Here is a 15,227-nt window from a genome sequence, read left to right as displayed (position 1 = left end):
AATATGAAAAAACATACAATAAAAAAATATTTAGATGCACTATATGATGCTCAGATTTTAGTAAGAACTAATATCAGTGATAATTCAATTTTCATAGATAATTTAACATTTAATTCAAAAGAGGTAGTATCAGGAACTCTCTTTATTTGTAAGGGAAGCACATTCAAAAGAGATTACCTTAGTGAAGCGATTAATCTCGGTGCTAAATTTTATATAAGTGAGTTTGACTATAAATTAAATATTCCACATATAATAGTTAAAGATATTAGGAAGGCTATGTCGATAGTGGCAAATATCTTCTTTGAAAATCCAAGCAAAGATTTAAAAATGGTTGGAATAACTGGGACAAAAGGTAAATCAACTACGCTTTACTTTTTAAAATCTATTTTGGATACATATTTTAAGTCTTTAAAAAAACCATTAAGTGGGTATACATCTTCAGTTGACTACTATGATGGAATTGAAACAAAGGAATCAAAGAATACAACACCGGAATCTGTTGAGTTACAGAAGATTCTAAGGACTGCAGTAGATTCGGGAACAAGATATTTTGAAATGGAAGTATCATCACAAGCACTAAAATATGACAGGGTAAGCGGATTAAATTATGATTATGGAATTTTCATGAATATATCTGAAGACCATATCAGTCCAATTGAACACAAGGATTTTGATGACTATTTTAATTCAAAACTTAAACTCTTTGATATTTCACAAAATGCAATAATTAATATAAACTCAGATTATATTGATGAAATCCTTAGAAGAGCTAAAAAATGCGATAAAATTATAACATTTGGAATGTCTAAGGAAGCAGATATTTATGCATATAATATTGAGAAAACAGAAGCAAATGGAATTAAATTTAGAATTAAAACAAAGGAAATTGATGAAGATTTTGAGATAGGAATGCCCGGTATATTTAATGTAGAAAATGCACTTGCAGCCATTGCTACTGCTCTTGAATTTGATATTCCAGCTGAATATATCAGAAAAGGTTTAATAATTGCTAGATGCCCTGGAAGAATGGAACTTTATTCATCGGATGACGGGCAGATTATTTCAATTGTAGATTATGCACACAATAAATTATCATTTGCTAGAATATTTGATTCAGTAAAGATGGACTATCCGGACAGAAGAATAGTTGTAATTTTCGGTTCTGCAGGAGGAAAGGCCATAGGAAGAAGAAAAGACCTTGGAATTGTTGCAGGAGAGATGGCTGATAAAATTTACTTAACAAGTGATGATCCTGCCGAAGAAGATCCAAGGGAAATTGCTAATGATATATATAGATATGCTTCGAAATATGATAAGCCGATTGAAATAATTATTGAGAGAAAAGATGCAATAATAAAAGCACTTGATGATCATAAGGTTAAGTCAATATATCTAATTCTTGGAAAAGGAGATGAAAGACAATCAAAGATAGGTAAATCATATGTTGATTACCCATCAGATGTAGAAATTGTAAAAGAATATATAAAATTTTATAATGAAAATCATCAATAAACTTGAACTAAAAAAATATTTGTAATAAAATACAAGCAAATAAATATCGACAGGGGAGCCTTTTGGCTGAGAGTAAGCATAGCTTTTACCCTTAACCTGATGTGGATAATGCCACCGTAGGAAGTTCGAGAGTTGATTTGTATATTGTGGCATATATCTCCTTGATATATGCTTTTTTATTTGGTAAAAGAAGTAAAATATATAAAAGGATTAAAAATGATAGTAAATGGGGAAGAAATAAAACTAAATAAGCCTATAAAAGTAAGCGAATATTTAGAAAAAAATGGATATAGGAAGGACGCTATTGTTGTTGAAATAGATATGAAAATTCTTCCAAAAGAAGAATATGAGAATACTTTTTTAGAGGACGAAAATAAAATGGAAATAGTTCATTTTATGGGTGGGGGTTAAAATGATAGCGTATTGGTTATGATTAATGCTGAAATATAAAAAGAGGGAAAAGATGAAAGACGATAAATTAATTATTGGAAATAAAGAATTTAATTCGAGATTCATTTTGGGTTCAGGTAAATATTCGCTTGACCTAATCGAAGCAGCTATAAAATATGCAGGAGCAGAGATGATCACTGTTGCTTTAAGAAGAGCTAATACGAAGGAGCAACATAACATAATAGACTATATTCCAAAAAATATAACTCTTCTTCCAAACACTTCAGGTGCAAGGAATGCAGATGAAGCTATTAGAATAGCTAGGCTTGCTAGAGCTCTTGGGTGCGGTGATTTTATTAAGATTGAGATAATGAGGGATACCAAGTTCTTATTGCCTGACAATTATGAAACTATTAAAGCCACAGATGTACTAGCAAATGAGGGATTTATAGTTATGCCTTATATGTATCCAGATTTAAATGTTGCAAGGGATCTTGTTAATGCTGGTGCATCTTCTGTTATGCCACTTGCCTCTCCTATTGGATCTAATAGGGGACTTTCTACAAAAGATTTCATTAAAATATTAATTGATGAAATTGATCTACCGATAATAGTAGACGCTGGGATTGGAAAGCCATCTGAGGCTTGTGAGGCAATGGAAATGGGTGCTTCAGCTATAATGGCAAATACAGCACTTGCTACGGCAGGAGATTTAACGCTTATGGCATCTGCTTTTAATAAGGCAATTTTAGCAGGAAGAGAAGCTTATTTATCAGGATTAGGAAGAGTATTAACGAGAGGTGCTTCACCCTCAGATCCCCTTACCGGATTTCTAAGAGATTAATTTATATTCTAATTTATAAATGGAGAAAATTATGGACAATTCGTACGAGCAATATTTTGTCGATTCAGAATTTCTTTCTTCTGAAGCATTAAAGAAAAAACATCAAATTGAGAATGACCCATCGTCAAGGACTGACCATATGAAATATCTTGAAGATATGGATAAAATAGATAGCGATATTATTGAAAAAGTCCAAAAAGAAATAGATAATTATGATGAAAACATATATAGTGCAAAAGATGTAAAAAAAGCATTAGAACATGATTTATGTACTCTTGAAGATTTTAAAGCCTTACTTTCACCTGCTGCAAAACCTTTCTTAGAAGAAATGGCAGTAAAGGCGAATAGAGAAACAAGTAAACATTTTGGAAATTCAGTGAATATTTTCACACCATTATACATAGCTAATTACTGTGAGAATTATTGTATTTACTGCGGATTTAATTGTTACAATCATATTGAAAGATTAAAATTAAATAGCGAACAGATAGAAGAAGAAATGAAGATTATCGCCGACTCTGGAATTGAGGAGATATTGATATTGACAGGGGAAAGCAGAAATCTTAGCAGTATAGAATACATAGGAGAGGCGTGCAAGCTTGCAAAGAAATATTTTCGCAATGTATCTCTTGAAATTTATCCTGTAAATGTAAAGGATTATGAATATCTTCACGAGTGCGGAGCTGATTATGTAACAGTATTTCAAGAAACATATGATACAGATAAATATGAAAAACTTCATCTCATGGGAAGAAAAAGAGTGTGGCCATACCGATTTGAAGCTCAAGAAAGAGCTTTGATGGGTAAGATGAGAGGAGTAGGATTTTCTGCACTTCTTGGATTATCTGATTTTAGAAAAGATGCTCTTGCCACTGCCTATCATGCGTATTTAATTCAGCGTAAATATCCAGAAGCAGAAATTTCAATATCATGCCCTAGGCTTAGACCGATTATAAATAATAATAAAATAAATCCAAAAGATGTGCATGAAAAAGAATTATGTCAAATACTATGTGCATATAGATTATTTCTGCCTTTTGCTGGAATAGTTGTTTCTTCTAGAGAAAGTGAAGAATTTAGAAATGGTATAACAAAAATAGCCGCGACCAAAGTTTCTGCAGGTGTTTCTACCGGTATAGGAGATCACAAAAGCAAGTATACGGGTGACTCGGGAGACACAAAAGAGGGTGGCGAGCAATTTGAAATTGCTGACGATAGAAGCCTTGACAAGATGTTTAATGATATGACTCAAGAGGGATTGCAACCGGTCCTAAATGATTATCTTTATTTATAATAGATTTATAATAGGACATACCATGGATAAGATTATTGCAATTACAAATAGAAAATTATGCAGTGAAAATTTTTATAGCAGAATAGAGAGATTAGCTAACTGCGGAGTAAATGCTATTATTTTGAGAGAAAAAGATCTAAATCCATATGATTATATAACGCTTGCTGACAAAGCAATTGATGTATGCAGGGGATATTGTACCGAAATAATTATTCATAATTTTATTAATGTAGCAAAAGAGTTAAACCATAGAAAAATCCACCTGCCAATCTCAAAATTAAATGCACATGATAGGCTTGAAATATTAGGCGTATCATGCCACTCTCTTGAGGAGCTTAAGATTGCTGAAAAACATAATGCAGATTATATAACCTTTGGTCATGTATTTAATACAAATTGCAAAAAGGATTTGTCACCTAGGGGCTTAGATTCTTTAGAAAAAATTTGTGAAAGTTCAATCCTTCCGATATATGCACTTGGAGGAATTACTCCACATAATTGCAAGTCGGTTATGAAGGCAGGATCTAAAGGTATTGCTATAATGAGCAGTGCAATGGAGGTTGAAAACCCTGCTGTGCTTATAAAAGAGTTTAGAAAAATCAAAATATGAGTTATTTAATTTAAATATAAATTAATAATTATAAATTTTAAAGCGAATAATAAAAAAATTAATAAATAAAATAAATCATACAAATTCGTAAAAATAGAGAAAAGATGAATGGTAAAATAAAAGAAAGATATAGCAGACAGATTGTAATAAGCGAAATAGGAGAAGAGGGGCAAGAAAAATTAGGTAATTCTTCTGTCTTAGTTATTGGCTGCGGCGGACTTGGCTCTCCTGCTGCGATATACCTTGCTAGTTCTGGTATAGGAAGAATTGGATTGGTAGATGATGACATCGTTTCAATATCAAATTTACAAAGGCAGATTCTTCACTATGAGAAGGATATAGGTAAATCCAAGGTTGAATCTGCAAGCAAATCAATAAAAGATATTAATTCCAAAATAATAATTGATAAATATGATGAAAGGCTTACAGAAATAAATGTTCATGAAATATTTTCGCATTATGATTTTATAATAGATGCCACAGATAATTTTAAATCGAAATTCTTGATAAATGATACCTGTGTCAATTTAGGAAAGCCCTTTGTTCACGCAGGTGTAATGGGGTTCAAGGGTCAAGTAATGACATATATACCTAATGCTGGACCTTGCTATAGGTGCATCTTTGGTAATATTCCGGAAGATGATTTGGTGAAAAGACCGGACATGCTAGGCATTTTAGGTACTGTTACCGGAATAATTGGAAGTATTGAAGCTACGGAAGCTATAAAATACTTGCTTGGTATAGGAGATTTACTTATAGGAAGATTATTAACCTTTGACGCTCTAAAAATGAGTTTTAGAGAGATAAAATTGCCCGATAAATCAGAAATTTGCACTGCGTGTAGATAGATGACAAGTATTAAATTGGTCTTGTATAATATTTAAGCCATTCAGCCTCATCATTATTAAGATGAGGTTTTATTTTTTTAAATACTAAATAGTGATACTCATTAAACATATTTTTTTCTTCTTTAGTCATAATATCAGGATTTATAGCATCGAGGTCAAAAGGTATTAAGGTTAAAATTTCAAAATTTAAGAATGACCCAAAATTATTTTTTTTAAAATTCTTGACAAGCAATTCATTTTCAAGTCTAATGCCATAATAGTTTTCAATATAAATACCAGGCTCGTCTGTCACAATCATGCCATTTTCAAATACTTCTGTTTGATTTTCAATATAATGGGTTCTTATTCCAATAGGCCCTTCGTGTACATTTAATAGATTGCCTAGCCCATGACCGGTACCATGTTTAAAATCAATCTGTCTATCCCAGAGAGGTTTCCTTGCGAAGGTATCTAAATTTATGCCCGTGCATCCATATGGAAATATTGCATTTGCAAGATATAGATTGCTAAGGGCAACCAGAGTAAAATGATTCTTCATTTCTATAGATAAAGAACCTGTTGCATAAGTCCTAGTAATATCCGTAGTACCCTCATAATAATTTGCACCAGTATCCATAAGCAAAAATGAGTTAAGTTTTACCTCTGAATTTCCCTGAGCATATGGAGAGTAATGAATGATTGCACCATTTGATGAAGAAGCACTTATTGGTTCAAAGCTTGGTGAAATATAACCACCCATAGAAGCTCTTATAGATTCTAGCTTTTCAATAACAGATATTTCACTTAACTCTTTGCCTCCAATATTTTCTTTAAACCATTTCATAAATTTTATATGAGCAATGCTATCTTTTAACTGAGCAATTTTAATATTTTCAATTTCCTTTTTATTCTTTATAGATTTTAAGTAGGCTTCAGGATTTATCTCATCAATAATTGTAATTTTTTTTGAGAGACTTTGATACATCAGATAATTTATATTCTCCATATCGAGCATTAATCTTATTTCGGAATCAATAAGTTTAATATCTTCATATATCTTGCTATATTCTCTAATTTCGATCCCTAAGGAAGATAGGTAATCTTTAATATCTGAGCTTAATTTATCTTCATCTATGTATAAATAATAAAAATCTCTCCCAATAAGAGCATGACAGAGGCAAAGTGGTGAATAAGGAATATCACTGCCTCTTATATTTAAGGTCCAGCAGATGTCATCAATGGCAGATAGCAAATGTAAATCTGCTCTATTTGATTTTAGAATTTTGCGGATTTTTTTTAATTTTATATTAGAAGGATAGCTATTTTTTAATAGATCGTTTGAAAATACTTTAGAATGAGGAAAGTCAGGTCGAGAGAGCCAAATCATACTTACTAAATCATCTGTTATTACTATATCAGCTTCATTTTCATCAGCAATTATCTTATATATAAGACCATTTTTTGCAGAAATAGTTCTTCCGTCAAATCCAAGCCTCATTCCTTTTTTTAAATTAATAATTATAAAGTCAAAAATACTAGGAACATTATCTTCGCCTGATTTCATTAAAATTATGCTTGAGTTTTCTAATTCTTTTTCAGCTTGAATGAAGTATCTTCCATCAGTCCATAGATATGCCTCATTTTTAGCAACAATTAGGGTTCCGGCTGAGCCGGTAAAACCGCTCATATATTTTAAGGTCTTGAAATAATCACTTATAAATTCACTCTGATGATAATCTGAAATCGTTATAAGGTAAAAATCTAAAGCATTATCTTTCATCAGTTTTCTAAGTTTTGTTAGCCTTTCTTCTATTATGTTCATATGTTCAATCCTTTATATATTTTTTAATATAGACTTATTTTTAAGCTAATATTAACACAAGCATATTAAATACTAAATTGAAATTATAAGTAATTTATGATATTTTCATAAAGTATCAGGTGTTATGTCTGTGGTTGAAAGTCCATGCCAGTTGCGGGCAAAGGGACCCACGTAAGCTATTACGATGATAATAGTGATCATGGCGCAGCTTAGAAGTAAGTCCTCCGGAAACCGGACAAAGGCAAGTGTGGGGGCAAAGACCAGGTCAGATAATGCCTGATTTATGATAGGAGATTAAAAATGAGAAAAACTAAAATAATATGTACTATTGGGCCTGCAAGCGATTCATATGAAATGATTTCAAAGCTGTGCGACGAAGGGATGAATGTTGCGAGGATTAATTTCTCTCATGGTAATCATTCTGAGCACAAGATTACTATGGATAAAATAAAAGAGGTTAGGGATAAAAAAATTCTTCCTATTCCAATCATGCTTGATACGAAGGGACCGGAGTGTCGTATTGGCAAGTTAAAAAATGGAAGCATAAATCTACAAAAAGGGCAGGTATACACATTTACGGAAGATGAGATAATAGGGGATGAAGAAAAAGTCTCTGTATCATATAAAGGTTTTACTGATAATCTCAAAGCAGGAGATAAAATTCTTGTAAACAATGGGCTTGTAGTTTTTCTTATAAAAGAAATAAAAAACAAATCAGCTATATGCGAGGTAATCACAGGTGGAGAAATAAAAAATCACAAAAGCATGAGCTTCCCAGGTAAGCTTATCTCAGGTGAATATCTTGGAGAAGAGGATAAAAAAGATATTTTATTTGGAATTTCAGAAGGTGTAGATTTTATAGCTGCATCATTTATGTCAAACGCAGATGAGGCAAAAAGCCTTAGAAAGTTTTTGGATGAAAATGGTGGAAAATCGATAGATATTATAGCAAAGATAGAAAATAGTGAAGGGGTAAAAAATATAAAAAAAATCTGCGAAGTAGCGGACGGGATAATGATTGCAAGAGGAGATCTCGGAGTAGAAATTGATTATTCAAAGGTACCATCGGTTCAAAAAAAGATACTTAAAATTTGCAGAAGATTAGGCAAAAGGGTTATAGTAGCAACTGAAATGCTAGAATCCATGATAACTAATATAAGACCTACGAGAGCAGAAGCGTCCGATGTCGCAAATGCTATATTCGATGAAGCAACTGCTGTTATGCTTTCGGGAGAAACTGCTGCTGGAAACTATCCTGAGCTATCAGTTCGTGCCATGTCAGAGATTATATTTGAGACTGAGAAGATGATGAACTATTCTGAGATTTTCAATAGAACAAAATATAATATAAATAATAACCTTGATGCTATATCAAAATCAGCTTGTGAGATGGCTATAGATACAAAGTCAAGTGCTATAATAATTAATTCAATAAGTGGGAATACCGCAAGAATAATTAGCAAATTCAGAAATCCTGTGCAAGTTGTTGGCATAGCAAAAGATGAAAAAGTATATAGAAAGCTCGCAATGTGCTGGGGGGTTCTGCCTATTATGAAGTCAAGCGACGAGGAGTTTTATGACACTTTTTTTAAAGAAAATGTTGAACCTGTAGATAAGATAGCGATTGATAGACTTGGACTAAGGACGGGCGATCGCATAGTTATTACAGGTGGCTATATAGAGCATGGCATAGGTAAAACAAATATGATAATGCTCGAAACTATAAAGTGATAATCATAAAAAAATAAATATAAAAAAATTATAAATAATTATAAATAATTAAATATCAAAAAGATTTAAGGCTAAAAAACATATATGAGAATACAAAGAGCATGGAGAATGGCACCGAAAATTATCCACAGATGCCAAATGGAGTGCATATATCTAACCTTTTTCTGAAGTCCATAAAAAATTGTGCCTATAGTATATGATACCCCTCCTGACACTAGTAGAATTATACCACCTTTTCCTAGTGCAGCAGGAAGAAGATTCATTTTAAACACTATGCACCAGCCCATTATAAGGTATAAAAACATGGAAAATTTTGAAAAGCTTTTAATATCAATCGCATTTAAAACAATGCCAATGATAGTAACTCCCCAGATAATGCCGAATAGTATCCACGCCCATTTTGGATCATAATTCATAATTCCACTTAAAAGTATTGGAGTGTATGTTCCTGCTATAAGGATGAAAATAGTGCAGTGATCCATGATTTGAAAAACTTTTTTCGCTGTAGAGTGCTTGCTTGATAATCCATGATATATAGAACTCATCGTAAATAAGAGTATCATTGATATTCCGTAAACTATTCCAGAACCAATGTCATATCCACTATGATTTAAGGCACCTTTAATTATGCAAAGAACAAGAACAGCAACACCGATTGATGCACCAACGACATGGGTGACCATGTTAAAGATTTCTTCACCTCTAGTATATGGTGGTAAAGTTCTATCTGTTAAAGCTGTTCTCTTCATAAAATCATCCCCTTAGCTATTTTTTTCAACATGAATTATAACATATATTGTATAATAAATAAGTGAATAAATTAGGGCAAAATTTTGATATAAATATTACATATAGATTTATTATAAGGATTTATTATGAGTAAAGGGAAGGTACTTTTAGCTCTTTCAGGAGGAGTTGACTCAAGTGTTGCGGGAAGCATTTTGATGAAAGAGGGTTACGAATGTATTGGTTCCACCATGCTTCTTCATACAAATGATATAAATAGCGAAGAAGTTAGGGGAGCAAAAAATGTAGCAAATAGTCTAGATATTCCATTTTTGATATTTGATTTCACCTCGGAATTTAAGAATTATGTTGTAGAAAAATTTGTAAATTCATATCTTGATGGATTTACGCCAAATCCATGCGTTGACTGTAATAAGCATCTGAAATTCGGTTTATTATATGAAAAAGCCAAGGAGATAGGCTGTGATTATGTTGCCACAGGACATTATGCAAAGGTAGTTAAGAATAATGGTAGATATTATCTTAAAGAAGCAGATAATAAGAAAAAAGACCAATCATATTTTTTATATAATATAAGTGAAGAGATTTTATCAAAGACACTATTTCCTTTAGGAGAGATGGATAAGGAGGAGGTAAGGGAGCTTGCCAAATTATCACATTTACCAACGGCTTATAAGAACGAAAGCCAAGATATTTGTTTTGTTCCAGATGGTGATTACACTAAGGTAATTGAGAAAAAAGCTTATAATAAAATTAATTGTGGTGATTTTATAGGACCTAATGGTGAAATTCTTGGAAAACATAAGGGTATTATTCATTATACGATTGGGCAGAGAAAGGGACTAGGTATTTCATATAAAGAGCCTCTTTTTGTTAAAGAGATCTCAGCACAAGATAATAAGATTTATTTAGGCACTAAAGATGATATTTTCAAGGTTAATATTTATGTTAATGAAATTAACTGGATAAATGGTAAGCCAAGTGAGGCAGTCTTTGATACCAATGTAAGAACTAGATACCATCAGGAGTTAAAAAAATGCAGGGTTCATATTTTGGGAAAAAATAAGGCACTTATTATATTTAAAGAGAAGCAAAAAGCAATTACGCCCGGTCAATCAGCAGTTTTTTATAACGATGAGAAAATTGTTCTCGGTGGCGGTATAATCTGTTAGAATTAAAAATATAAAATATAAAAATTATCAAATAAACATATTAATTTAATATAGTAATAAAAATCATTAGAATTATTTAAGTATAGAAAGGTAGTTATTAATGCTAAATATTATCAAGGCAATTTTTTTTGGAATTGTAGAGGGAATTACGGAATGGTTACCTATAAGTAGCACCGGACATATGATTCTCCTCAATGAATTTATCAAACTCGATGTATCAAAGGAGTTTTGGAATTTATTTTTGGTTGTAATTCAATTTGGAGCAATTTTTGCTGCTATAATAATCTACTGGAATGAGATTTGGCCATTTAAAAAATCAAAATCAGGAAATCCTAAGTTTATTATAAAAAAGAAGGTATTATCTCTCTGGGGAAAGACAATCATTGCCTGCGTACCTGCAGGTGTTATAGGATTATTATTTGATGACTGGATTGATGAACACTTGTATAACTGGTTTGTCGTATCATTAATGCTTATTATCATAGGAATAGCATTTATAATAATTGAAAATATAAATAAAAGAAATGGCTTAGAAGTTAAAAAGGTTGATAAGCTTGAAGATTTGTCATATAAGACGGCATTTGAGATAGGAATATTCCAAATATTATCAGCAGTTCTACCAGGTACTTCAAGGTCAGGGTCAACAATTCTTGGGGGCCTAATGCTTGGTGTTTCAAGAAAGGTCGCTGCGGAATTTACATTTATACTCGCTATTCCGGTTATGGCAGGAGCTAGCTTATTAAAGATAGTAAAATTTTTCGCAAAAGGATATACTGTTAGCACAGCTGAAATAATTATTTTGATTATTGGAATGTTAATTGCCTTTATAATTTCAATATTTGTAATAAAGTTCTTAATAGAATATATAAGAAAGCACGATTTTAAAGTATTCGGCTGGTATAGGATTGCTCTAGGAATTCTAGTAATAATTTATTTTATGCTAATCTCATAATTTATTAATTATAAAATATTCATTAATTTTAAAATATTCTTAGAGATAATAAAAGCGGTGTTAATTCACCGCTTTTTACTGATTAAGGATTTTGATTTTCTGTATCATTAGATTGGCTTGAATTTGATTCTTTCTTTTCCTTATCCTTATCTTCCTCATCTTCCTTAGGCTTAGGTGGTACATATCTATAGACACCTTTTTCTGTACCCTTTGAATAATAATCACCGCCATAGTATATTACACTATCAGGTTGTTTTTTATATTCTCCCTCCAATGCCTTAGGTATTTGACCCATTATTTTACCCCATAATCTGGCTGTCATATACGAACCTCCTGCAAGGGCAATATTAACATCGCTTCCTATCCATACAACTCCTGCGTATTTAGGCGTAAAACCGTCAAACCACACATCATAAGAATCACTTGTTGTACCAGTTTTACCACCTGAGCTCACGCCTGAAAGCCTTGCAGATGAGCCAATACCATTTGAAACAACAGATTTAAGTAGGTCTGTCATTATCCAAGCTACACCTTCGTCAAGAACCTTATATGATTTGGACTTTGACTTTAAGATTGTTTTTCCATCTATATTCACGACCTTTGTATATGAAATAGAGCTTTGCCTTACGCCACCATTTGGAAAAGCAGCATAAGCCTGAGCCATTTCAAGAGGGGACACACCCTTAGTCATTCCGCCAAGTGCGAGTGCTGCAGGATTCATATCACTAGTATCACCCTCGCTAACAAGAGAGGTGATGCCAAATTTTTTAATTATATTGGCAGAATATTCATTTCCAACCTGCAATTGGATTTTAACTGCTGGAACATTTAACGATTGCTGAATTGCTCGCCTTAGAGTGACTGCTCCATGATAACGCCTGTCAGCATTTGTAGGCCAAGTTTTTCCGTTGATTTTCTGTGCTTGGTCCATAATATGCGTTCCTGTAGTCATATAACTTCCAAAATTCGCTCCCTGACTATCCGTATTATAATTTACAAATGGCCATGTCTCACCCTTATCTGCATAATCCTTGCTTTTTTGTAAAGCAGCACCATATACACCAAGTGGTTTTATAGATGACCCAGGTTGCCTTAACCCTGTAGCTCTATTGTATAACTGTTTTCCAAGTGTTTCTCGTCCACCCATCATTGCCTTAATTTGACCGGTTCCAACTTCAACAATTGCCATTGCAGCTTGAGGCTGTATTGTCTTTGCAGGTAAGGTATACGCATTTTGAGTAATGACAAGAGACGAATCAGATACATAAATATCTTTATTGTCAATAAAGAAGTCCTTTGATATTAGAAGGTCATCATTTTCATCAAGTGATTTATATTTAGCAGGGATATTTATAAAACCTCCTGCATATGTATAAAGGACGCCGTGTTCGCGAATATATGTATGTTTTAATTCAAGGCTGTAGTCGACAACTCCTCCGGACTTTGTAGTATAAATATTTAGCCTATTGCCACGCTTTATAGTGATAGAACCATCTTTATTAATTGTAAACTCATCAGAGCCTAGAACAATATTATTATCCTTATTAATTATATTATCGTGGCTATATAAAATTATTTCTCCTGAATCTGAAATTATATTGCCATTTCGATCCTTTCTTAGCCACTGAAGGTCAGGGAAGTTATTGTCATTTGAAAATTCATTTGCAATCGCTTGCTGTGCTTTTGAATCCAGTGTTGAATAAATTTTAAGTCCACCAGTATAAATCATCCTTTTTGCATCTTTTTCAGACATCTTATATTTTTCTTTTAAGTCATGAATTATTTCATCAATCATATAATCAGAAAAATATGTATATATATTGGAATAAGTTGTTATATTTGGATTTATAAAATCAATCAAATTCTTGTCATAAACTTCTTTAAATTCTTTTTCATCAATATAACCTTGATTCTTCATTAATTTAAGACAGGTATTCCTTCTTCCTTTGGATATATCATTAGCTATATAAGTCTCAGGATCTCTCGTTATAATATTTGATGAATCATCTGGCAGATTATTTGCATCTGCGTGTTTAATCAAAGCATATGAGTCAGGAGCCTGAGGAAGGGCAGCTAGGGACGCACATTCTATAAGACTTAAATCCTTTACATCTTTTGAAAAATATGACTTGGCTGCAGTTTGAATACCATAATTACCAAATCCAAGATAAATAGTATTAAGATATGCTTCAATAATTTGGTCTTTATTAAGGACTTTTTCTATTTGGTCTGCATAATACATCTCAAGAATTTTTCGTCTAATGCTTCGCTGACTTTTTATTTCCGGTAAATAAACATTCCTAGCTAATTGCTGGGTAATTGTGCTGGTACCACTGATATTATCTGAACCTGTGAGTGCATTTAAGACTGCACCAACCATTCTTGTCCAGTTAAAACCATGATGCTTATAAAAAGTCTTATCTTCCAAAGCGATGTACGCATTTACGAGATTATCAGGAATATCCTTCCTGCTAACAAGAGTACGGTCTTGTGTATAATATAATTTATCTACTTCATTTCCTGAATCATCGTAGATTTTTGTAGTTTGAGCAACCGATTTATATATCGTTTCAGGATGAATTTTTGGGGCTGTTGTAACGATTATAAATGAGTAGAGAGAAAACAATATAAATATAGATAAGATAAAAATCAAAATATACTTAAAGGCTTTTTTTAAGTTAGGATTTGATTTTTTTTCTTTAGAACCTCTCTTATCATTTATTTTTGAATTAAGATTTCTAAGATAGGCATATATAGCTTCGTTCTTTTTCTTTAAATTATCTTTTAGATCTTTTATAAAATTAGAAGAATTAGCTGTCTTAGAGTTATTATTTAAATTAGAAAAATTCTCTTTATTAGAATTATTGTTTATGCTTGAAGACTTTTCTTCTATATTTGAATTTTTATCATTTTTAATGTTTGAAGACTTATCTTTATTTAAACTATTTTTAAAAATTAAAAACTTTTCTTTATATGAAACTTTGCTTGAAGCATTTTTTGGCTCTTGCAATGTATCTTCATTTGATTTTTTATTTTTATAATTATTAATAATTTCTTCGGCAACTTCATCGGGAATCCCAGTTTCTATGCCATCATTATTTACTGGGACTTCTGCTTCTCTTTTAAGTCCTTTGCTATTTGAGGAAATATCAACAAAACCATCAAGTCCGGTTGACTTATGGCTTATCTTCTTATCACTATCACTAATTGAAGAACGAAATTCTTCAATTTCTTTATCATTTTCAGATCTCGTATCAATTTCTTTTCGCATCTAAATGCTACCTCCAAGCAAAATATATAAATATGTAAATATATAGAAAATGAAA

The 15,227-nt window shown here is 32.0% G+C and carries 12 protein-coding genes and 1 riboswitch; of the genes, 9 read left to right on the top strand and 3 right to left on the bottom strand.

The features are described 5' to 3' along the window. The first annotated feature begins 3 nt into the window (after positions 1-3). From BQ5371_RS06525 to BQ5371_RS06500, 6 genes are all read left to right on the top strand, one after another. On the top strand, positions 4-1,512 hold the full coding sequence (locus BQ5371_RS06525; RefSeq protein WP_071133045.1) for a Mur ligase family protein: 1,509 nt from the start codon (positions 4-6) through the stop codon (positions 1,510-1,512). Positions 1,513-1,553: 41 nt separating this feature from the next. Then, a riboswitch (TPP riboswitch) is annotated at positions 1,554-1,653 on the top strand. A 75-nt stretch (positions 1,654-1,728) separates the two neighbouring features. After that, complete coding sequence (gene thiS, locus BQ5371_RS06520; protein ID WP_071133153.1) at positions 1,729-1,923, top strand: sulfur carrier protein ThiS; 195 nt, start codon at positions 1,729-1,731, stop codon at positions 1,921-1,923. A 52-nt stretch (positions 1,924-1,975) separates the two neighbouring features. After that, on the top strand, positions 1,976-2,746 hold the full coding sequence (locus BQ5371_RS06515; RefSeq protein WP_071133044.1) for a thiazole synthase: 771 nt from the start codon (positions 1,976-1,978) through the stop codon (positions 2,744-2,746). A 31-nt stretch (positions 2,747-2,777) separates the two neighbouring features. Beyond that, positions 2,778-4,040 carry a 2-iminoacetate synthase ThiH gene (thiH, locus tag BQ5371_RS06510; RefSeq protein WP_071133043.1) on the top strand — a complete coding sequence of 421 codons (1,263 nt, stop codon included), beginning with the start codon at positions 2,778-2,780 and terminating at the stop codon, positions 4,038-4,040. 22 nt (positions 4,041-4,062) lie between these two features. Beyond that, the gene (locus BQ5371_RS06505) at positions 4,063-4,650 is read left to right on the top strand and encodes a thiamine phosphate synthase (protein ID WP_071133152.1); all 588 of its coding nucleotides are present in this window, start codon (positions 4,063-4,065) and stop codon (positions 4,648-4,650) included. A gap of 104 nt (positions 4,651-4,754) precedes the next feature. Next, the gene (locus tag BQ5371_RS06500; protein WP_071133042.1) at positions 4,755-5,498 is read left to right on the top strand and encodes a HesA/MoeB/ThiF family protein; all 744 of its coding nucleotides are present in this window, start codon (positions 4,755-4,757) and stop codon (positions 5,496-5,498) included. A gap of 10 nt (positions 5,499-5,508) precedes the next feature. Here BQ5371_RS06500 and BQ5371_RS06495 read toward each other — a convergent pair whose 3' ends face one another. Next, positions 5,509-7,299 (bottom strand): M24 family metallopeptidase, encoded by a 1,791-nt coding sequence (locus BQ5371_RS06495; RefSeq protein ID WP_071133041.1) that lies wholly within the window; start codon positions 7,297-7,299, stop codon positions 5,509-5,511. Positions 7,300-7,599: 300 nt separating this feature from the next. On the opposite strand from BQ5371_RS06495, the gene pyk reads away from it, so the two are divergent. Next, positions 7,600-9,030 (top strand): pyruvate kinase, encoded by a 1,431-nt coding sequence (pyk, locus tag BQ5371_RS06490; RefSeq protein WP_071133040.1) that lies wholly within the window; start codon positions 7,600-7,602, stop codon positions 9,028-9,030. Between the two features lie 71 nt (positions 9,031-9,101). Here the strand turns inward: pyk and trhA are convergent, their stop codons facing one another. Further along, on the bottom strand, positions 9,102-9,779 hold the full coding sequence (gene trhA / locus BQ5371_RS06485) for a PAQR family membrane homeostasis protein TrhA (protein WP_071133039.1): 678 nt from the start codon (positions 9,777-9,779) through the stop codon (positions 9,102-9,104). A gap of 126 nt (positions 9,780-9,905) precedes the next feature. Between trhA and mnmA the strand changes: the two genes are divergently transcribed. Further along, a complete protein-coding gene (mnmA, locus tag BQ5371_RS06480) occupies positions 9,906-10,949 on the top strand; it encodes a tRNA 2-thiouridine(34) synthase MnmA (protein WP_071133038.1) in 1,044 nt (347 codons plus the stop codon). Between the two features lie 100 nt (positions 10,950-11,049). Beyond that, entirely contained in the window at positions 11,050-11,901 is an 852-nt protein-coding gene (locus tag BQ5371_RS06475) for an undecaprenyl-diphosphate phosphatase (RefSeq protein ID WP_071133037.1), read from the top strand. An 82-nt stretch (positions 11,902-11,983) separates the two neighbouring features. On the opposite strand, the gene BQ5371_RS06470 is transcribed toward BQ5371_RS06475, so the two are convergent. Then, complete coding sequence (locus BQ5371_RS06470) at positions 11,984-15,172, bottom strand: transglycosylase domain-containing protein (protein WP_071133036.1); 3,189 nt, start codon at positions 15,170-15,172, stop codon at positions 11,984-11,986. Between the last annotated feature and the right edge of the window lie 55 nt (positions 15,173-15,227).

Source organism: Alterileibacterium massiliense (assembly GCF_900104645.1).
Taxonomy (GTDB): Bacteria; Bacillota; Clostridia; order Peptostreptococcales; family Anaerovoracaceae; genus Alterileibacterium; species Alterileibacterium massiliense.
This window is presented reverse-complemented; position numbering and strand designations above follow the sequence as displayed.

Excerpts from the sequence above, each read along its gene's own strand:
- BQ5371_RS06525 (WP_071133045.1), top strand. The coding sequence starts at position 4 with ATGAAAAAACATACAATAAAAAAATATTTAGATGCACTATATGATGCT.
- thiS (WP_071133153.1), top strand. The coding sequence starts at position 1,729 with ATGATAGTAAATGGGGAAGAAATAAAACTAAATAAGCCTATAAAAGTA.
- BQ5371_RS06515 (WP_071133044.1), top strand. The coding sequence starts at position 1,976 with ATGAAAGACGATAAATTAATTATTGGAAATAAAGAATTTAATTCGAGA.
- thiH (WP_071133043.1), top strand. The coding sequence starts at position 2,778 with ATGGACAATTCGTACGAGCAATATTTTGTCGATTCAGAATTTCTTTCT.
- BQ5371_RS06505 (WP_071133152.1), top strand. The coding sequence starts at position 4,063 with ATGGATAAGATTATTGCAATTACAAATAGAAAATTATGCAGTGAAAAT.
- BQ5371_RS06500 (WP_071133042.1), top strand. The coding sequence starts at position 4,755 with ATGAATGGTAAAATAAAAGAAAGATATAGCAGACAGATTGTAATAAGC.
- BQ5371_RS06495 (WP_071133041.1), bottom strand. The coding sequence starts at position 7,299 with ATGAACATAATAGAAGAAAGGCTAACAAAACTTAGAAAACTGATGAAA.
- pyk (WP_071133040.1), top strand. The coding sequence starts at position 7,600 with ATGAGAAAAACTAAAATAATATGTACTATTGGGCCTGCAAGCGATTCA.
- trhA (WP_071133039.1), bottom strand. The coding sequence starts at position 9,779 with ATGAAGAGAACAGCTTTAACAGATAGAACTTTACCACCATATACTAGA.
- mnmA (WP_071133038.1), top strand. The coding sequence starts at position 9,906 with ATGAGTAAAGGGAAGGTACTTTTAGCTCTTTCAGGAGGAGTTGACTCA.
- BQ5371_RS06475 (WP_071133037.1), top strand. The coding sequence starts at position 11,050 with ATGCTAAATATTATCAAGGCAATTTTTTTTGGAATTGTAGAGGGAATT.
- BQ5371_RS06470 (WP_071133036.1), bottom strand. The coding sequence starts at position 15,172 with ATGCGAAAAGAAATTGATACGAGATCTGAAAATGATAAAGAAATTGAA.